This window comes from Caldimonas thermodepolymerans (genome assembly GCF_015476235.1).
GTDB lineage: Bacteria > Pseudomonadota > Gammaproteobacteria > Burkholderiales > Burkholderiaceae_C > Caldimonas > Caldimonas thermodepolymerans.
The window spans coordinates 1,522,220-1,542,408 of record NZ_CP064338.1 but is presented as its reverse complement, the minus strand read 5'-3'; the positions used below and the strand labels follow the sequence as shown (position 1 = coordinate 1,542,408).

The window sequence follows — 20,189 nt, the reverse complement described above, 5'->3', positions numbered from 1 at the left end:
CCCCTTTGGGACTTATGCAATCTGCTTCCCGTCCGTTGCCGCCCCCCGAGGTCGACACCCTCGCCGCCCTGCTGCTCTGGAGGTGCGAGCAGCACCCGCACGACCTGGCCTACGCCTACGTACGCGACACGCTCGAACAGGACGCGCGCTGGACCTACGCCGAACTGCTGCAACAGGCCCGCACTGCCGCCGCCCACATCGCCGCCCGCACCCGCCCGGGCGACCGGGTCCTGCTGGCCCACCCGGCGGGCCTCGCCTTCGTCCGTGACTTCTGGGGCTGCGTGCTGAGCGGCCGCATCGCGGTGCCGGTGCCGGCGCCCGACCCGGTGCGCGCGAAGAACAGCCTGCCACGACTGCAGGCCATCATCGACGATGCCGAGGCGACCCTGGTGCTGACCACGGCCGACCTGCTGCCCGCCGCGGCGCAGGCGCCCGGCCCCACGCCCTGGTGCGCGCTGGACGGACTCGATCCCCTGCCGCAGGCGGACGCGGATCCTGCCGTCACGCCGCACGACGTGGCCTACCTGCAATACACCTCCGGCTCGACCAGCGCGCCACGCGGGGCGATCCTCACGCACGCCAACGTGGTGGCCCAGTGCCGCGGCGCCGTGGCCGCGCTGGCGATGGACCGGGACAGCCGCGCCCTGTGCTGGCTGCCGCAGCACCATGACTACGGCCTGGTCTCGGGCCTGCTGTGGCCCCTGCATGCCGGTGCGGCCAGCTACCTGATGTCGCCGCTGACCTTCCTGCGCCGCCCGCTGCGTTGGCTCGACGCGATCGGGCACTTCGGGATCACGCACACCGGCGCGCCCAACTTCGCCTATGCCGCGTGCACGCGGGCCCTGCAGCAGGCGCCGTCCTGGCGGGGCCGGCTCGACAGCCTGCTGTCGGCCACCTGCGGCGCCGAGCCGATCCAGCACGAGACCATCCGCCGCTTCGAGGCCGCGTTCGGTCCGCACGGCTGGCGCCGCACCGCCTTCGCGGCCGGCTACGGCATGGCCGAGACGGTGCTGACCGTCACCCTCAAGCCCGCCGACGGAGTGCAGCGCGTCGAGGCCTGCGACGCCGAGGCCCTGGCCGCCGGCCGCGCGGAACCCGCCCGCCCGGGCCGGCCTGCGCGCCTGGTGATGGGCTGCGGCCGCGCCATCGACGGCATGGAGATGCGCATCGTCGACCCGAAGACCCGGCGCGAATGCGCGGCGCGCCAGGTCGGCGAGATCTGGGTGCGCGGCAGCAGCGTCGGCCGGGGCTACTGGCGCCAGGCGCAGGACGGCCCCAACAGCTTCGACGCGCGCACCGCGAAAGGCGCAGGCCCCTTCCTGCGCACCGGCGACCTCGGCTTCGTCGACGATGGCGAGCTGTTCGTCACCGGACGACTGAAGGACCTGATCATCATCCGCGGGCGCAACCACTACCCGCAGGACATCGAGTGGACGGCGCAGCGCACCCACGCCGCGCTGCGCCAGGGCTACGGCGCCGCCTTCGCGATCGAGGGACCCGATGCAGAAAACGGCGAGCGGCTGGTGCTGGTGCAGGAACTGGAACGCCGCGTGGCGGCGCCGGACCTGCCCGCCATCGCGGCCGGCATCCGCCGCGCGATCGCCGAGGAACATGACCTGCCGGTCCATGCCATCGCCCTGGTGCGCAGCGGCAGCGTGCCACGCACCTCCAGCGGCAAGATCCGGCGCTCCAGCTGCAAGCAGGACTACCTCGCCGGCCGGCTGGAGATCCTGCACCTGGACCTGCAGGCCGAAGCCGAGGCCGCCCCCGACCAGGATGACGCCGCGCTGCTCGCGACCCTGCGCGCCGAGGTGGAGGCCAGCCCCGACCGCGAGGCGGCCCTGGGCCGGGCCATCCGACGCCTGGCGGCGCGCCTGCTGCGTCGCGACCCGCAGGACGTGCCGCTGGACGCCAACCTGTTCGAGGCCGGCCTGGACTCGCTGTCCACCTTCCGGCTGGCCCACCAGCTCGAACAGCTGCTCGACCGCGAACTGCCGCCGGGCCTGCTGCTGCAGCAACCGAACCTCGGTCATCTGGCGCATGCCCTGGCAGCCCCGGCGCCGGTGACCGAACCCGCCCGTCCGGAGCCGCCCCTTGCGCCGCCCGCGTCCCGGCAGCCGCTGTCGGCCACCCAGGAAGGCGTGTGGTTCGTCGAGCGGCTGGCCGGGCCCAGCGCGATGTACAACATCGCCCAGGCACTGCACATCGACGGCCCGCTCGACATGGCGGCCTTGCAGCGCAGCCTGCAGGCCCTGGTCGCGCGCCATGACGCGCTGCGCACAGGGCTGCAGGACCTCGACGGCGTGCCGACGCAAACCGTCACCCCGGCGATCGACCTGCCCCTGCCGGTGACCGAGCTGCCCCCCGACACCACCGGGCAGGCGCTGCAGCGCCTGCTGGAGCAGCACGCCCGCGAGCCGTTCGACCTCGCCTGGCCGCCGCTGCTGCGAGCTCGCCTGTTCCGGCTGGACGCCCGTCGCCACGTGCTGCTGCTGGTGGTACACCACCTGGTGGCCGACGGCTGGTCGATGGGCGTGATCGCGCGCGAACTGGGCCGGCTGTACGCGGCCCATGTGCAGGGCGAGGTGCCGTCCCTGCCTGCCGCGACACCCTACGGCGCCTTCGTCCGGTGGCAGCGTGAGCACCTGGACCAGGGCGCCGCCCTGGCCGACATCGAGCACTGGCGCGAGCGCCTGGCCGGCCTGCAGCCGCTGGAGCTGCCGACCGACCACCCGCGCCCGCCGCGCCCGAGCCATGCCGGCGGCATGGTGACGCTGGAGCTGCCCGAGCCTCTGGTGCGCCAGCTGCGCACCCTGGCGCGCGACGAGGGCGCCAGCCTGTTCATGGTGCTGCTCGCGGTGTTCAAGACGCTGCTGATGCGCTACACCGGACAGGACGACATCGCGGTGGGCTCGCCGGTGGCGGCCCGGCTGCGGCCCGAGTTCCAGGACACGGTCGGCTTCTTCTCGAACACGCTGGTGCTGCGCACCGACCTGGGCGGCGATCCCGGTTTCCGCGAGCTGCTGGCCCGCGTGCGTGCGACCGCGCTGGACGCCTACGCGCACCAGTCGCTGCCCTCGGACAAGCTGGTGGCCGCCCTGGGGCTGCCGCGCGACCCGAGCCGCAACGCGCTGTACCAGGTGGCCTTCGCGCTGCAGAACATGCCCGACCTCGCCATGGCGCTCGAGGGCGCAAAGGTGTCGCCCCTGCCGCTGCACACCGGCACGGCCAAGATCGACCTGTGGGCCTCGTTCTTCGAGACGGACGGCGCCCTGCGCGGCGAGTTCGAGTACAGCCGCGACCTGTTCGAGCCCGACACCATCGAGCGCCTGGCCCGGCACTACCGCCACCTGCTGGAAGCCGTCGTGCGCGATCCCGCGCAGCCGGTCTCGCGCCTGCCGTTGCTGGACGAGGTGGAGTGGCGCCAGATCGTCCACGAGTGGAACGCCACCTCCCGGCCGTACCCGCTCGAGCTGGGCGTGCACCAGCTGTTCGGGCAGATCGCCCGCGAGCATCCCCACGCGCTCGCCGCCCGCTTCGACGGCCAGGAGCTGAGCTACGCGGAGCTCGACCGCCTGAGCAACCAGGCCGCCCACCTGCTGGCCGCGCATGGCGTGGCCCCCGGCAGCCTGGTGGCCGTGGCGATGGAGCGCTCGCTGGAGCTGGTGGTCGCGCTGATGGCCGTGCTCAAGGCCGGTGCCGCGTTCGTGCCGCTGGACCCCGACTACCCCGCCGAGCGCCTGGCTTTCATGCTGCAGGACAGCGCCCCGAGCGCCCTGCTGACCCAGCCGCACACGCGCGAGCGCCTGCCGGCCACCGCGATCCCCGCGGTGGTGCTGGACGGCTGGCAACTGCTGCAGGACCAGCCGACGCAGCCTCCGGCGGTGACCACGCGGCCGGACGACCTGGCCTACGTGATCTACACCTCCGGCTCGACCGGCCAGCCCAAGGGCGCCCTGCTGACGCACAAGGGGCTGACCAACCACATCCTGTGGTTGCGCGAGACGCTGCGTCTGGACGCCGGCGACCGCGTGCTGCAGAAAACCTCGATCAGCTTCGACGCGGCGATCTGGGAGTTCTTCACGCCACTGGCCGCGGGCGCGGCCGTCGTGCTGGCCCGCCCGGGCGAGCACCTCGACACCGGTGCGCTGGTGCGCACCCTGGAAGCCGAGTCGATCACCGCCGTGCAGATGGTGCCGTCGGCCCTGCGCGCGCTGCTGGACGAGCCCGGGCTGTCGCGCTGCACCCGCCTGCGCCACCTGATCAGCGGCGGCGAGGCGCTGGAACGCGGGCTGGCGCGCGAGGTCCTGCAGCGCCTGCCCGGCGTGACGCTGGGCAACTTCTACGGCCCCAGCGAAGCGAGCGACGACGCCACCCACTACGAGCTGACCGCGCCGCCGGAAGGCCCGGGCCTGGTGCCCATCGGCAAGCCGATCGCCAACGTGCGCTGCCACATCCTCGACGCGCACGGGCAGCCGGTGCCGATCGGCGTGCCCGGCGAGCTGTACATCGGCGGCGCCGGCGTGGGCCGCGGGTACCTGGGACGCGAGGCGCTCACCGCCGAGCGCTTCGTGCCGGATCCCTTCCACCCGGGCGAACGCCTGTACCGCACCGGCGACCGGGCGCGCTACCTGCGCGACGGTCACATCGAGTTCCTCGGCCGCCTCGACGCCCAGGTCAAGCTGCGCGGCTTCCGCATCGAGCTGGGCGAGGTGGAGGCCGCGCTGAACGCCTGCGAGGGCGTGCAGCACAGCGCCGTCGTGCTGCGCGAGGACCGCCCCGGCCAGCCCCAGCTGGTGGCCTACGTGGTCGCCCCGGGCGTGGACCCGGCCGCGCTGCGCGCGCGGCTGCAGGCCCGCCTGCCGCACTACATGGTGCCGGCCGCCTTCGTCGGCCTGGATGCCCTGCCCCGCCTGCCCAACGGCAAGCTGAACCGCCGCGCGCTGCCTGCGCCGGCGCCGCAGGCCGAAGACGCGGCGCGCGTGGCACCGCGCAATCCCGTCGAACAGATCCTGTGGGACATCTGGCGCGACGTGCTGGGGCATGGTGACTTCGGGGTGCACGACGGCTTCTTCGAGCTGGGTGGGCATTCGCTGCAGGCCACGCAGGTGGTCTCGCGCGTGCGTCAGGTGATGCAGGCCGAGCTGCCGCTGCGCGCCTTGTTCGAAGCGCCCACCATCGCCCGGCTCGCCCGGCTGCTGGACGCCCCGGAACGTGCACGGGCGCTGTTGCCAGCGATCGAACGCGTGCCGCGCGACGGCCCGCTGCCGGTGTCGTTCTCGCAGCGCCGCATGTGGCTGGTCCAGCAGATGGCCCCGCACAGCACCGCCTACAACATGCCGTGCGCGGTGCGGCTGCGCGGCCGGCTCGACCGCGCCGCACTGCAGCGGGCCCTGGACGCCCTGGTCGAGCGCCACGAAGCCTTCCGCACCACGCTGGAGCTGGTCGGCAGCGAGCCGATGCAGTTCATCCATCCGCCGCAACCGGTGGCCATCACGGAGGCCGACTTCAGCCACCTGCCCGCCGACCAGCGCGAACGCCAGGTCGCGGCCTGGCTGGGCGAGCAGGCCGGCGTGCCCTTCGACCTGGCCCGCTACCCGCTGCACCGGACCTTCCTTGCCCGCCTGGACGAGGACGACCACGTGATGATGTGGCTGGCGCATCACGCCATCGGCGACCAGTGGTCCGGCATGGTGCTGCTGCGCGAGTTCGCCGCCTTGTACCAGCCCGGCAAGGCCACGCTGCAGAAGCTGCCGGCGCCCGAGATCGGCTACGTCGACTACGCCGTATGGCAACGCCGCCACTTTGATGGCGCAGCCCTGGCCGGACAGCTCGAGTACTGGCGCCGGCAGCTGGCCGGCATCGAGCCGCTGGCGCTGCCCTTCGACCGCCCTCGTCCGGCGCAACCGAGCTTCCGCGGCAGCCACGCGATGGTCGAGCTGTCGCCGCAGACCCGGGTCGCCCTGCAGCGCTTCAGCGCGCGCCACGGGGCGACGCCGTTCATGACGCTGCTGGCCTGCTTCCAGCTGCTGCTAGCGCGCTACACCGGCGGGGACGACATCGCGGTCGGCACGCCCATCGCGAACCGCACCCACTACCAGTCCGAACACCTGATCGGCACGCTGGTCAACACCCTGGTGATGCGCACCTCGCTGGCCGACCCCATCAGCTTCACCGAGCTGCTGGCACGCGTGCGCTCGACCGCACTGGATGCCTACGCCCACCAGGACATCGCCTTCGACCATCTCGTCGAGGTGCTGGAAGGCAACCGCCAGAGCGAGCATCCGCTCAACGTGTCGGTGCTCTTCAACGTGCTGAACGCCCCGATGGGCCAGCTGCGCCTGGACGGGCTCACGCCGCAGCCGTTCGACTTCGACCGCGGCTCGGCACAGTTCGACCTGTCGCTGCACGTCGACACCGAGGTCACCGGCCGGGCCTACCTGGAATACAGCACCGACCTGTTCCTGCCCGAGACCGCGCAGCGCCTGCTCGACAACTACGTCCTGCTGCTGGAACAGGTGCTGGCCGACCCCGGGCAACCGGTGACGGCCTACCGCCTGTGCACCGACGCCGAACGGGCCCAGCTCGCGCGCTGGAACGACACGGGCATGGGCTACGACCCTGCTGCGGCCACGATCCCGCAGCTGCTGGCCGGCCCCGTGCAGCGCCACCCCGCGGCCGTCGCCCTGCGCCGCGGGCCGCGCTCGCTCACCTACGCCGAGCTGGAGGCGCTGTCCAACCGCCTGGCCCACGCCCTGCGCGCGCGCGGCATCTCCCGCGGCCAGCTCGTCGGCCTGTGCCTGGAGCGCAGCCCCGAGATGCTCGTCGCCCAGCTGGCCATCCTCAAGGCCGGCGCCGCCTACGTCCCGCTCGACCCGGCCTTCCCCGCCGAGCGCCTGGCCTACATGGCCCAGGACGCCCAGCTCGCCCTGCTGCTGACCCAGTCCTCGCTCACCGGCCTGCTGCCCTGGCCGCGCGAGCGCACCCTGCTCGTCGACGCCGACGCCGCGCTCCTTGCCGCCCAGCCCGACTCGCCCCCGCCCGCCGACGAGCTCGCCGCCCGCCCCGAGGACGCGGCCTACGTGATCTACACCTCCGGCTCCACCGGCCGCCCCAAGGGCGTGGTCGTGCCCCACCGCGCCGTGGTCAACTTCCTGCTGAGCATGGCCCGCGCGCCGGGCCTGAGCGCCTCGGACCGCCTGCTGGCCGTGACCACGCTGTCCTTCGACATCGCGGTGCTGGAGCTGCTGCTGCCGCTGAGCGTGGGCGCACAGATCGTGCTGGCCAGCCGCGACGAGGCCATGGACGGCCAGGCGCTGTGCGCGCTGCTGCTGTCCTCGCAGGCCACCGTCATGCAGGCCACCCCGGCAACCTGGCGCATGCTCGTCGAGGCCGGCTGGGCCGGCTCCCCGGCCTTCAAGGCGCTCATCGGCGGCGAGCCCCTGCCGCCGGACCTGGCCGCGCAGCTGCTCGAGCGCTGCGGCCAGCTGTGGAACATGTACGGCCCCACCGAGACCACGGTGTGGTCCACCATCATGCGCATCACCGATGCGCGCGACATCACCATCGGCCGACCCATCGCCAACACCCAGGTGCACATCCTCGACCCTCGCGGCCAGCCGTGCCCCATCGGCGTGCCCGGCGAGATCTGCATCGGCGGCGACGGCGTCACGCTGGGCTACCTGCGCCGCCCGGAGCTGACCGCCGAGCGCTTCATCGACGATCCGTGGCGCCCCGGCGCCCGCCTGTACCGCACCGGCGACCGCGGCCGCTGGCGCCATGACGGGCTGCTCGAGCACCACGGGCGCATGGACTTCCAGGTCAAGGTGCGCGGCTACCGCATCGAGCTCGGCGAGATCGAGGCCAACCTGGCCACGCACCCGCAGGTCGCGCGCAACGTCGTGATCGTGCGCGAGGACCGCCCCGGCGACGCGCGCCTGGTGGCCTACGTCGTGCCCCGCGACGAGATGCCCGGCGCGCAGGCGCTGCGCGAGCACCTGCGCCAGAGCCTGCCCGAGTACATGCTGCCGCAGCACTACGTGCAGCTGCAGGCCATCCCGCTGCTGCCCAACGGCAAGATCGACCGCAAGGCGCTGCCCGCACCCACCGAGGCCAGCGCGGACGCTTCGGCGCCCGTGCGCGATGCGGCCGCACCGCGCACCCCGGCCGAGGCCGCGGTGGCCGAGATCTGGAAGCGCCTGCTGGGCATCGACCACGTGAGCCCCTCGGACAACTTCTTCGACCTCGGCGGCCACTCCCTGCTGGCCATGCGCGCCGTCGGCGAAATGGAGGCCGCCCTCGGCTCCCGCATCCCCGTGCGTCGCCTCATCTTCGAAACCCTCGCGCAGATCGCGGCCTCCATGGCGCCCGAAGCCGCACCGCCGCCCCGGCGCTCGTGGCTGGACCGCCTGCCTCGCAGCCGTCGCGCGCGGGCACGCGCGTCCGTCGAGGACTGAAGGCGCCCCGGGGGACTTGCCACCCGCCCGGCCGTCACCCGGGGCCGTGACGCAGCGCACGGCCCGGGCCGGCCATCCCTCGGACGAGGGGTAGGTGCACGCGCCCGCGCCGCTTAACCTCGCGTAACAAAAACGGCCGATGTGACGGTGCCGCTGCAGGGACGGAACGTGCCGCCGCCGCACCGCCCCCTCGGCTGTCCACACGCACCATGACGACACCCCGTGCAGTTCCCCTCGGTACTCCTGCCTTGTGCCCCGCGCCCGTCCGTCCGATGATGCCCGGCCTCGCCGCCGCGGCCGGGTTCCGCCGATGAGCACCGCCCTCGTTGCCCTGCCCGTGCGTCCGCCCTTCCAGCTGTGGCTCGCGTCGCTCGGGCAGGCGCCGCACGACGAAGACATCGCCACGCTGTCGGACGCCGAGCGTGCACGCGCGGCACGCTTTCGCTTCGAGCGCGACCGGCGCCGCTACCTGGCTGCCCACGTGGCGCTGCGCCGGGTGCTGGCGCGGTACGTGGACATGCCGCCGCACGCGCTCGCCTACGCCGAGGGGCCGTTCGGCAAGCCGCGGTTGGCCGACCACCTGCCGCGCTGCGCCTTCAACATGAGCCACAGCGATGACGTGGCCGTGATCGCGCTCGCGCCCGAGGGCGAGATCGGCGTCGACGTCGAGGTGCTGCACGCGATGCCGGATGCCGAGGCGCTGGCCGGGCGCAACTTCACCGCGACCGAGCAGCAGGAACTGGCTGCCGCCGGCACCGCACGGCGCGACCTGGCCTTCCTGCGTGGCTGGACCCGCAAGGAAGCCTGCCTGAAGGCCATCGGCTCCGGCCTCAGCATCACGCCGGAGACCTTCGAGGCCGGACTCGCCCCGGTCGAGCGCGACGTCACCATCCCGACCCCGTCGAGCCCGGCTCGCGTGCGCGTGTGGACCGAACCGGTCGACGCCGATCTGGTCTGCGCGCTGGCGCAGCTCGTCGGTCCCCTGCCCGCCTCGCTGGCCGCCACCTCCTGACCTGATTCACCCGTCCATGCAGCCTTTCCGATTCGGTGCCCCCTCCCGACAGCTCTACGGCGTGCACCACCCGCCCATGGGATCGCAGCCGCGCAGCACGGCGGTGCTGATCTGCAACCCGCTTGGCCAGGAAGCCGTGCGTACGCATCGCATGTTCCGCGTCCTGGCCGAGCGGCTCGCCCGCGCCGGGCGCCACGTGCTGCGGTTCGACTACTACGGCACCGGCGAAGCCGCCGGCGACGACGAGCAGGGCGACCTGCTCGGCTGGCGCCAGGATCTCTGCACGGCCCATGCGGAACTGCTGCAACGCTCGGGCTGCACGGCCAGCGTCTGGGTGGGCGCACGGCTCGGGGCCACGCTGGCCCTGATGGCCGCCCCGGACGCGCCCCGCCCCCCGACCGCACTCGTGCTGTGGGAGCCCGTCGTCTCCGGCCAGCACTACCTCGACCACCTCGCACAACGCCACCGGCAGGCGCTCGCGGAAAGCTACAGCATCGTCCCGCCCGTCCTGCTGCAGGTCGAGACCCATGACGAAGCGCTCGGGTTCGGGCTCGGCGCGGCCCTGCGGCAGCAGCTGCGCGCCGCGGACCTGCGGCGCATGCCGCTGCCCCGCAGCAGCCGCGTCACCCTGGTCGCGCCGCCCGGCGACGCGCACGCCGACGACCTGGCCGCGGCCCTGCGCGAGCAGGGCAACGTCCCGGAGGTCGTCGCCTTCACCCACCAGTTCGACTGGACCTCGGAAGAAGCCATCAACACAGCGCTGGTGCCGTCCGAGGCGGTACAGCTGCTGGCCTCGCACATCGAGACCGCGCCATGAACGAGATCTGCACGCAGTTCGGGACAGAGCGGCACCTGTGCGGCACGCTGACGCTGCCCGGCGCCACGCCACCCGCACCGGTGGGCGTCCTGCTGTTCAACGCCGGCGTCATCCATCGCATCGGGCCGCACCGCATCAACGTCAAGCTGGCACGCCATCTGGCCTCGCTCGGCATCGCCAGCCTGCGCTTCGACCTCTCCGGCCAAGGCGACAGCCGGGCCAGCAGCAGCCCCGCCCCCTACCGGGAGCAGGCCGTGGCCGACCTGCGTGCAGCCATGGACCAGTTCGAGCGCATGACCGGGGTGCAGCGCTTCGCGGTGTTCGGCATCTGCTCGGGCGCCGACCACGGCTGGGCCTGCGCCCAGCAGGACGAGCGCCTGGTGGGCCTGTTCATGCTGGACGGCTACGCCTACCCGACCCGCAAGACGCGCTGGCTGCTCTACCAGCGCAAGTTCGAGGAACGCGGCTGGCGCTCGTCGCTCGGCTGGGCCGTGCAGCGCGCCGCCGACCTGCCGGCACGGCTGCTCGGCCGCAGCGACGCCCCGGACACGTCCGACGGTCGGGAAACGCCCCCGGCGGCCGACTTCGCCCGCGCCACGCAGGCGCTGGTCGACCGCGGCGTCGACATCGTCATGCTGTACTCGGGCAGCCTGCTCAATACCTACAACTACCCCGAGCAGTTCCAGGACGTGTTCGGCGACCATCCCTTCGCGCAACGCATCCGTTGCGAGTTCCGGCCCGACATCGATCACACCGTGACGCCGCTGGCGGCCCAGCACGAGACGCTGCGACTGGTGGGCGACTGGGCCCGCGCGCTCGCCTCGCGCGTCCAGGCCCTGCCGCAGAGGAACGCCGCATGAGCGCCCGGCGCCATCGTCCCCTCGGCCCGTGGCTCGCGACGCTGCTCGCCTGCACGATGGCAGGCACGGCACAGGCACGTCCGGTGGCCGATGACTGCGCTGCGCTGATGGCCGGCCAGCCCCGGCCGGCGCCGGTCGGCATGGTGCCTGCCCCGGTCCCGGACCTGCCGCGTCCGCCCAAGGGACGACCGCTGCTGGACCCGGTGCACGGCAGCTGCGTCGTGCGCGTCACCGACCATGCCAACGAACCGCCGCAGGGCTTCGCCCGCCACGACTACTCGCGCCGGCAGGCCTTCAACGCCGACGGCAGCCGGCTGCTGGTGATCGCCCAGGACGGCCACTGGCACCTGTATGACGCCCGCACGCTGGAGCACCTCAAGGTGCTGCCCGGGCTGGCCGGCGACGCCGAGCCCCAATGGCACCCCACCGATCCCGAGCGGCTGTACCACCTGCCGAACAACGGGGTGGGCATGCGACTGTACGAGCTCAACGTCGAGACCGGCCACGCCCGCGAGGTCGCCGACCTTGCCAGCCGGTTGCGTGCGCGCTGGCCCCGGGCGCACGCGGCCTGGACCCGCTCGGAAGGCTCGCCGTCGGCCGACGGCCGCTACTGGGCCTTCATGGTCGACGACGACCAGTGGCAGGGACTCGGCATCGTCACCTACGACCTGGTCGAGGACCGCGTCCTCGCCACCTACGACTTCGCCGCGCACGGCAAGTCGCGTCCCGACCACCTCAGCATGAGCCCGTCGGGCCGCTACGTGGTCGTGTCGTGGAATGACGGACCGGTCGCCTTCACCCGCGAGCTGACCCAGCCGAGGCCGCTGCAGCGCACCGGCGAGCACTCGGACATCGCGCTGACCGCCGACGGCGACGACGCCTACGTCGCGGTCGACTACAAGGCGGGCGACGGCGCGGTGTTCATGGTCAACCTGCGCACCGGCCAGCGCACCGACCTGTTCCCCACCTACGTCAACGGCACGGCCACGGCGCTGCACATCTCGGGCAAGGCCTACCGGCGGCCCGGCTGGGTGCTGGTGTCGACCTACGCGGACTACGGCCGCGGCGGGCCGCAATGGCTGCACCGGCGGCTGTTCGCGGTCGAGCTGAAGGCCCGCCCGCGCATCGTGCACCTCGCGCACCACCGCAGCCGCTACGCCAAGTACTGGACCGAGCCGCAGGCCACCGTCAACCGCGACTTCACCCGGCTGCTGTTCAACTCGAACTGGGGCACCGACAGCGAGACCGACGTCGACACCTACATGGTCGTCCCGCCGCCGGGCGCCCTGCCCCGCTGAGCCTGCGCAGACCGCCGCCGTGTTCTTCAATGCACCGATCGAGCTGCCGCTGCCCGGGGTGTTCCACCTGGTCGCCGGCCTCGTGCTGCTGGCGCTGTACGCCTGGCGAACCTCTGCACCCGCCCTGCGGCGCTGGCGTCCCTGGCTGGCCGCCCTCGCGCTGTGGGCCTGGGTGTTCAGCACGCCGGCGCTCGGCAACCTGCTGGTGCGCCAGCTGGAAGGCCCCCCGGACGCGCCGCGGCCCGTGGTCGAGCGTCACGACGGCAGCCTGGTGATCGTGCTGGGCAGCGGCCAGATGTGGGCCCCCAACGGCACCCGCCTGGTCCGTCTCGACGAGCATGGCTGGGAACGGCTGCACGCGGGCGTCGCGCTGTGGCGGCAGACCGGTGGGGCCATGCTGTTCACCGGCGGCCCGCCGGGCGACGATACCGGCTCGATTGCCGCGCTGATGGGCGGCATCGCCCGGGAGCTCGGCGTGCCGGCCGAGGCGATCGGCCACTCGCCGCGGTCGCGCAACACCTACGAGGACCTGGCGCAGGTGCAGGACGAGATCCGGCGTCATCCGGGGCCGGTGTGGCTGGTGACCAGCGCCCTCCACATGCCACGCGCGCTGGCCGTCGCGCGACGGCTGCAGCTCGACGTGCGCCCTTGGCCGGTCGATTACCGGCAGATCGCCGACCCGACCTGGCGCGCCTGGCTGCCGCACAACGGCGGCCCTGAACGCTTTGCCGCGGCCCTGCACGAGATCGCCGGGCTGTGGCTGTACCGCCTGCGCGGGCAGGCGCAGTGACCTGCGCGGTCCCGGCCGGTGCGAGGAGGACATCCCGCCCGGCCCGGCAACGGCCTCCCCGTACACGCGCCCCAACGAAAAAGGCCCCCGCATCGCTGCGGGGGCCTGTCATGGGCGGACGGAAGGTCCGGAAAGGCTTACTTGATGGCGCCGGCCGGCAGCTCGATCATGTACGCGTCGACGTCCATGCTGCTGTTGACGCCCCAGTTCGAGGTGAACAGGACCTTGGTGAAGTCGCGGTTCACGGACGCCTGCGGCTCGGTCCAGTACCCGTTGTCGACCACGCGGGTGTGCGCCAGGTGGTAGATGGTCGGGTTGGCCTTCAGCTGCACCGCCATGATCTTCTTGTGCAGCCACTGCTGCGCGCCACCGTAGTTGGCATAGGTCGACACCAGCACCCAACCCGGCTTGTTGAACGCCTTGCCCGAGATGTGCAGGGCGGTGGCCGTGCCGCTGATGTAGGTGCCGAACAGGTCGGTACGCTGGCCGGTGCGCAGGTTGATCATGAACACCGCGCCGTTGTTCGACTGGTAGTCGACCGCAACGTACTGGTCATCGCCGTTCGCGTCGAGCGCGATGTCGGAGTGCTCGCTGTTGTTCTGCAGGGTGCGCGGATTCTTCAGGTTGCGGTCATACGCCACCACCCGGTTCAGCCACGACACCACCACATAGTTGCCGGACGGGCTCATGCTCAGGTGGTCCGGACGCTCCGAGTTGTTCATCGTCGCGACGATGGTGTCCGTCACGCGATCCCACACCACGATGCCCACCGGCGCGAAGTTCGACGTTTCCGCCTGGAAGGCCCAGTAGCGGGCGTCGGCCGAGGGCGAACCCTCCGACTTGGTCCACAGGCGCGCCACGTTGGACCACGGCAGGCGGCCGCTGAAGTTGCCCACCACGCGGCTGGTGTTGGTCGAGACGTTCAGCTCGTGCACCGTCATGCCGCCATTGGTCGGCAGGTAGTACAGCAGGTTCGGGTCGGTCGGGTGCCATTGCGGCTCGGCGTCGGCCGCGGGACCGTTCAGCGTCTTCAGGTGCGCGAACGTCTGGGCGTCGTACAGGTGCCAGTGACCGTCATACGCGTAGACGATGAGCTTGCTGCTGTCGGCGTTGAACGCCTGGCGACGCGAGTAGTCGTTGCGCGCGAAGCCGGACGGCGGCTCGACGTTGTGATCCGTCACCCGCACCAGGCAGGTCTTGTAGGTCGGCTCGGACAGCGCCTTGCCCTTGGCCGGCTTGGCCAGCGACGGGATCGCGTCGTTCGAGTTGCCGGTCTTCAGCGACAGGCTGCTCGAGCCATAGATCGCGCTGCAGGCCGGGCTCAGGCCCGCGCTCGTGCCGATGCCCGGGGCAGGCTGCGGCGGCACGGGAGCCGGCGCCGGCTGGCTGGTCTGCTGAGCCACGAAGCGCGCTTCCACCCGACGCTGGGCGGACAGGGAGACCGTGCAGCTGCTGCCGCTGCCGACGCAGTCACCGCCCCAGCCGTTGAACACCTGGCCGGACGCCGGCGTGGCCGTCAGCGTGACGCTGGTGCCGGCGTTGTAGGACGCCTTGCAGCTGGTCGCCGAATTGCCGCAGTCGATGCCGGACGGGGTGCTGCGCACGTTGCCGGTACCCGAGACCGCCACGTCGAGCGAGTAGCGGGTCGGCTGCGCGACCGCGAACGCCGCGCTCACGCTGCGCGCCTGTGACATCGTGACCTGACAGGTCGAGGCCGTGCCCGAGCAGGCACCGCTCCAGCCCTGGAATACGTAGCCCGACGGCACCTGGGCCGTCAGCTTGACCGTCGTGCCGCTGGCGAAGGACGCAGAGCAGTTGCTGCCGGCGGTGCCGCAGCTGACGCCACCCGGGTTGCTGATCACGCCGCCGTTGCCGGAGACCGACACGTTGAGCGTGTAGTTCACCGGCGCCGACTGGACGCGGCTGAAGTTGGCCTTGACGTTGCGGGCCACCGTGTTGGAGACGCGGCACACCGTGTTGGTGCCAGCGCAGGCGCCGGACCAGCCGGTGAACTTGCTGCCGCTGGCCGGCTTGGCCGTCAGGCGCACGTAGGTCAGCTGCGAGAAGCTGGCCGAGCACTGGGGACCGCCGCTGGCGTTGCAGTTGATGCCGCCGCGGTCGCCCGTCACGGTGCCCGAACCGGTCACCGTGACCTTGACTGGACGCTTGCGGTAGTAGTTCGAGCTGAGGACGCGCTGCGCGCTTTCCATGTCCGCGCTGGCGGCATCCGCCTCTTCCTGCGGATCCAGCTCGTCGACGATGTCGGTCGGTGCATCCACCGGAGCCGCGCTCTCGGTGCCGGACGTGGAGCCGCCGCCCCCGCCGCCGCAACCGGCGACGAGCAGGGCGAGCCAGATGGCCGCCGGTGCCAGGTATGAACGTTTACGCATTTGAGTTTCCCAACGAGTATCGAATTGGTCGAAAGAACGGCCCCTCACGCCATCCCGCTGCGGCTTTTCCGAAGCCAGGCCTTTTCGGCCCTCATTCTTTCTTTCGGAAAAACCAACCTCTCCTGAAGTAACCTTTTGCTGTGCATTTGTATCCAGAAGTCCCGCGAATCCGGATGGAAACGCTGCGCCGATCCGGAATCCGCATGAGGCAAATGAAGCCTGTGGCCATCATCCTGTGTGGCCTGTCGTGCGGCTACGCTGGATCAGCACCGACACAGCTGCGGCGACACACACCGGAGCTGCCGACCGTATTTATTTCAATGCCCCCTCAGGCAGTTCGATCATATAAGCATCCACGTCTTTGTTTGTATTGACTTCCCAATTGGAAGTAAAAAGAATTTTCCGGAAGTCACGACTGACAGAGGCCTGAGGTTCCGTCCAATAACCGTTGTCGACCACGTGCGTGTGGGCGATCTGGTAAATCTTCGGGTTGGCTGCCAGCTGGACTGCAAAGATCTTGCGGTGCAGCCACTGCAATGCACCGCCGTAGTTGCCGTAGGTCGACACCAGCACCCAGCCCGGCTTGTCGAACGCCTTGCCGGAGAAATGCATCGCCGTCGCGGTGCCGCTGATGTAGCTCGGGAACAGGTTCGTCCGCTCGCCGGTGCGCAGGTTGACCATGAACACCGCACCGTCGTTGGCCTTGTAGTCCACCGACACGTAGACGTCGTCGCCGTTCGGAGCCAGCGCGATGTCCGAATGCTCGCTGCTGGCCTGCAGCGTCCGGGGATTCTTGAGGTTGCGGTCGTACGCCACCACCCGGTTCAGCCACGACACCACCACGTGGTTGCCCGACGGGCTCATGCTCAGGTGGTCCGGGCGCTCGTTGTTGTCCATCGTCGCGACGATGGTGTCCGTCACCCGGTCCCACACCACGATGCCGCGCGGGGCGAAGTTCGAGGTTTCGGCCATGAACGCCCAGTAGCGCGCGTCGGCCGAGGGCGAGCCCTCCGACTTGGTCCACAGGCGCGCCACGTCGGGCCAGGGCAGCCGCCCGCGCAGGTTGCCCACCACGCGGCTGGTGTTGGTCGACACGTTCAGTTCGTGCACCGTCAGCCCGCCGTTGGTCGGGAGGTAGTACAGCAGGTCCGGATTGGTCGGATGCCATTGCGGCTCGGCGTCGCCGGCCGGACCGTCGAGGCGGCGCAGGTGCGCGTAGCTGTTGGCGTCGTAGAGATGCCAGGATCCGTCGTAGGCGTAGACGATCAGCCGGCTGCCGTCCGCGTTGAAGGCCTGCCGGCGCGAGTAGTCGTTGCGGGCAAAGTCCTGCGGGGGCTCCCTGGCGTGGTCGGTCACGCGCACCACGCAGGTCTTGTAGGTGGGATCGGCAAAGGGCTGGCCCTTGGCCGGACGCGGCAGTGACGGAATGGCGTGCACGGCGGTCCCGCTGACCAGGTTGAAGCCGGCCTTGTAGATGTCCGCGCAGGCACTGCGCGCGGTGGCCTGCGGCGCGAACTGGACGGTCACCGACGCGGGCTGCTCGAGCGCCACGGTGCAGGTCGTCGACGAAGCGGGACAAGGCACCCCGGTCCAGCCGGCCAGCTGGTAGCCGGGCTGCGCGCGGGCAGTCAACGTGACCTCGGTGCCGGGCTCGTACTCCTCGTGGCAGGCGCTGCCGTCGTCGCAGGACACACCCCCCGGCTGCACGGACACGGTGCCGCCACCCTGGACCTGCACGTCCAGCGCCGCCGCACGGCCCTCCCCGGGCCCTCCCGCATCCGCCGACGCACCACCGCCCCCGCCGCAGGCGGCGAGGCCGAGGAGCAAAGCAGCGAGACTGGCCGAACGGATGGCAGCAGTGATCAACGACATGGCATGGTGGTGGGAGACCCTCGCCTTGCAGGCCACGTCACGACACGCGACCCCGGCGTGCAGCAGGCTGCGCCGTCCCCCCTTCAGCCGCGATGGTGCCCGCGCCGCACCGGTCGATGTAACTAAACGAAACCTGCTCCGGCCTGTCCACCATCCGCACAAACCCGGAGATGCGAGGGTCCGTCCGTCGGAACGGATGGCGGCTCCGCCCTGCCCGACGCGCGAAGCCGGTGGCAGGGTCTGTTACATGTTCGAAGGAGTCTGACACGACCGGCGTGCGTTATTTCGCGCCGGCAGACCCGGCCTCCCAGGCTGGTGGGGCGCTCGCGCGGGACGGCGAGGCGGCGGACGGGGCGGTCGCGCGTGCCGCCTCGGCCTGGGTTTCCCGCACCAGCGTGTAGTAGCGCGCCACGATGCCGGCCAGGATCCAGAAGTTGCCCATCACGTCGCCGTCGAGGAAGCGGCTGCCATAGATGTTGCCGAACACCACAGCGACCACCGCCATCGAGAAGCCCACCCCGAGCACGCGGGACTCGGGGCTGTCGTCGACCTTCTCCACGCGCCGTCCCAGCCGCCACAGCGAGAACAGCAGCACCAGCGTGGCCACCGGCCCCAGGAAGCCGGCTTCGGTGTTGATCAGCACGTAGAAGTTGTGCGCGTCCATGTTGCGGTACTGCGGCACGTAGGCGCCGATCTCCCGCTTGAAATGGTTCAGGCCGATGCCCCACGGACGCTCCAGGAACAGCTGCGCGGCGCCGCTCCAGATGATGAAGCGGCTCTCGGTGCTCTCGTCGAACGCCTGCTCGCGCTCGGCGTCCGGCCGCGGGGGACGGTCGGCCTCCTGCTGCGTGGTCGACCGGACCCGCTCCACCGCGGTTTCCGGTGCCCACGACTCGAAGGTCAGGACGGCGACCGCGATCATGGCCGCGATGAACAGGCTGCGGCGCACGGACAGCAGAAAGGCCACCAGGGCGAGGATGAAGTAGGCCTGGCGCGAATAGGTGAAGAACACGACGAACACCCCGAGCGCCAGGCAGCCGGCCGCGACCAGCCGGTACAGCGGCTTCGACCGGTAGAACAGTGCCACCGAGGCGAACATCGGCAGGAAGATCACGAAGAAGATGGCCGCGCGGTTCGCGTTGCTGTAGTGCCAGCCGAACGGCGCCGAGACGCGGCGCGTCTCGTTGTAGGTCGTGATGCCGTAGTCCAGTGCCTGCCGCAGCCCCTGGAACGAGGCCATGAAGGTCACGAACAGCACGACGGCGAACAGGAAGCGCACCGTCTTCATGTCGTTGGCGCCGTGGTAGAAGAGGAAGAACAGCAGCATGTAGAAGATGCTGTTCTTCAGCACCGTGAGGTCGTTCACCCACTCGGACGGGTCGCTGACGATCCCGACCAGGAAGGCCCAGACCAGCACCGTGAAGAAGAAGCAGAACGGCCCCTTGAGCGGCGCCGGGGTGCGGGTCTTCGGCTTGAAGGCCAGCATCAGCAGCAGCGACAGCAGGAACAGCATGTTCAGGACGTTCAGCCCCTTGACCGTGAACTCGAACCTGAACAGCTGCTGGTTGGGCAGGTAGACGATGATCGCCGCCAGCAGCAGGCGCAATGCCGTCATGCACAGTCTCCGTACTCAGGCCGTGAAGGCATGCCGCCCTGCCTCCTGGCGCGTCATGCTGGTACTGAAGGCGCGCTTGAAATCCGCCAGCGGCGCATCGGGCATCCCGATGCGGCACAGCTGGAAGCGCTCGTACGGCGCCCGGTTGACGGCGCTGATCGTGGCCACGGCGTAGCGGAAGCCCACCGCACGTGCGGCCGCCACCGTGTCCGCGTTCATGCGGCCGCCGGGATAGGCGAAGCCGTCGATCGGCGCCTGGCACAGGGCTTCCAGCTGCTGGCGCGAGACCGTCATCTCGCGCTGCAGCTCGTGGACGCAGGACACCAGCTGCAGGTTGGGATGGCGCACCGAGTGGGCGCCGATCTCCACGCCGCGGCGGTGCATCTCCCGGATCTGCGCCGAACTCAGCCGCTGCGCGCGCACCACCGGCCGCACCGCCGGGCCGAGCACCCGCTCGATGCGCTCCACCGCGGCCAGGGTCTCGTCGATCGGCAGCGTCCAGAGGCGCTGCAGCACCTCCTCGGCAGTGATCGCACGGCGCCAGGACGACAGCGACAGCCGCACGGGCTGCCCGGGCAGGTCCAGCGCCCCGGTGTCCAGCGTCTCGCGCCCGGTGCCGGCCAGCGCGGCGATGACGCGGTCCCACCACAGCTGCTCGTCGGTGTCCAGCCCGCCGGTCGGCACGAACAGCGTGAACGGCACGCCGTGCGCCTCCAGGATGGGCAGCGCGACGTCCAGGTTGTCCCGGTAGCCGTCGTCGAAGGTGACCGACAGGGCCCGCTCGGGCAAGGGTTCGCCGCGTTCCAGCCGGTCGACCGCCTCGCGCAGCCCGATGACGTTGAAGTGGCGCCGCAGCCAGGCGATCTGCGCTTCGAAGCGGTCGCGGCGCACGCACATGCCGAGCCGGAAGGGATCAGCGGCCGGGTCGGCGATGACGCGGTGGTACATCAGGATCGTCCAGTGCCCGGCACCTCCGGCGGCGGCAGCGATGCGGCGGTCGTACACCCCCAATGCATCGACCACCGGCGACACCGTGGCCTTCACGAACGTCTTCGCATACCGCGCCAGCATCTGGACCT

The 20,189-nt window shown here is 71.2% G+C and carries 10 protein-coding genes; 6 read left to right on the top strand and 4 right to left on the bottom strand.

Going from position 1 to position 20,189, the window contains the following annotated elements; all coding sequences use genetic code 11:
* Positions 1-14: 14 nt before the first annotated feature.
* The 6 genes from IS481_RS07320 (at position 15) to IS481_RS07295 (ending at position 13,233) form a co-directional block, all read left to right on the top strand.
* Positions 15-8,456 (top strand): non-ribosomal peptide synthetase, encoded by an 8,442-nt coding sequence (locus IS481_RS07320; RefSeq protein WP_114699293.1) that lies wholly within the window; start codon positions 15-17, stop codon positions 8,454-8,456.
* 310 nt (positions 8,457-8,766) lie between these two features.
* Positions 8,767-9,468 carry a 4'-phosphopantetheinyl transferase family protein gene (locus IS481_RS07315; protein ID WP_104358103.1) on the top strand — a complete coding sequence of 234 codons (702 nt, stop codon included), beginning with the start codon at positions 8,767-8,769 and terminating at the stop codon, positions 9,466-9,468.
* A gap of 16 nt (positions 9,469-9,484) precedes the next feature.
* The gene (locus tag IS481_RS07310; protein WP_104358104.1) at positions 9,485-10,285 is read left to right on the top strand and encodes a serine aminopeptidase domain-containing protein; all 801 of its coding nucleotides are present in this window, start codon (positions 9,485-9,487) and stop codon (positions 10,283-10,285) included.
* Positions 10,282-11,145: an alpha/beta fold hydrolase gene (locus IS481_RS07305; RefSeq protein WP_104358105.1), complete on the top strand. Its 864-nt coding sequence runs from the start codon at positions 10,282-10,284 to the stop codon at positions 11,143-11,145. The genes IS481_RS07310 and IS481_RS07305 overlap by 4 nt, the downstream gene beginning before the upstream one ends.
* Complete coding sequence (locus IS481_RS07300) at positions 11,142-12,443, top strand: WD40 repeat domain-containing protein (protein WP_104358106.1); 1,302 nt, start codon at positions 11,142-11,144, stop codon at positions 12,441-12,443. Before IS481_RS07305 ends, IS481_RS07300 begins: the two co-directional genes overlap by 4 nt.
* A gap of 19 nt (positions 12,444-12,462) precedes the next feature.
* Entirely contained in the window at positions 12,463-13,233 is a 771-nt protein-coding gene (locus IS481_RS07295; protein WP_104358107.1) for a YdcF family protein, read from the top strand.
* A gap of 137 nt (positions 13,234-13,370) precedes the next feature.
* On the opposite strand, the gene IS481_RS07290 is transcribed toward IS481_RS07295, so the two are convergent.
* The 4 genes from IS481_RS07290 to IS481_RS07275 form a co-directional block, all read right to left on the bottom strand.
* Positions 13,371-15,623 (bottom strand): InlB B-repeat-containing protein, encoded by a 2,253-nt coding sequence (locus tag IS481_RS07290; protein ID WP_114699292.1) that lies wholly within the window; start codon positions 15,621-15,623, stop codon positions 13,371-13,373.
* 312 nt (positions 15,624-15,935) lie between these two features.
* Positions 15,936-17,315, bottom strand: a complete 1,380-nt coding sequence (locus IS481_RS07285; protein ID WP_147280031.1) for an InlB B-repeat-containing protein — start codon at positions 17,313-17,315, stop codon at positions 15,936-15,938.
* A 460-nt stretch (positions 17,316-17,775) separates the two neighbouring features.
* A complete protein-coding gene (locus IS481_RS07280; protein WP_104358110.1) occupies positions 17,776-19,110 on the bottom strand; it encodes an O-antigen ligase family protein in 1,335 nt (444 codons plus the stop codon).
* A gap of 15 nt (positions 19,111-19,125) precedes the next feature.
* Entirely contained in the window at positions 19,126-20,181 is a 1,056-nt protein-coding gene (locus IS481_RS07275; RefSeq protein WP_146079550.1) for a polysaccharide deacetylase family protein, read from the bottom strand.
* Positions 20,182-20,189: the final 8 nt, after the last annotated feature.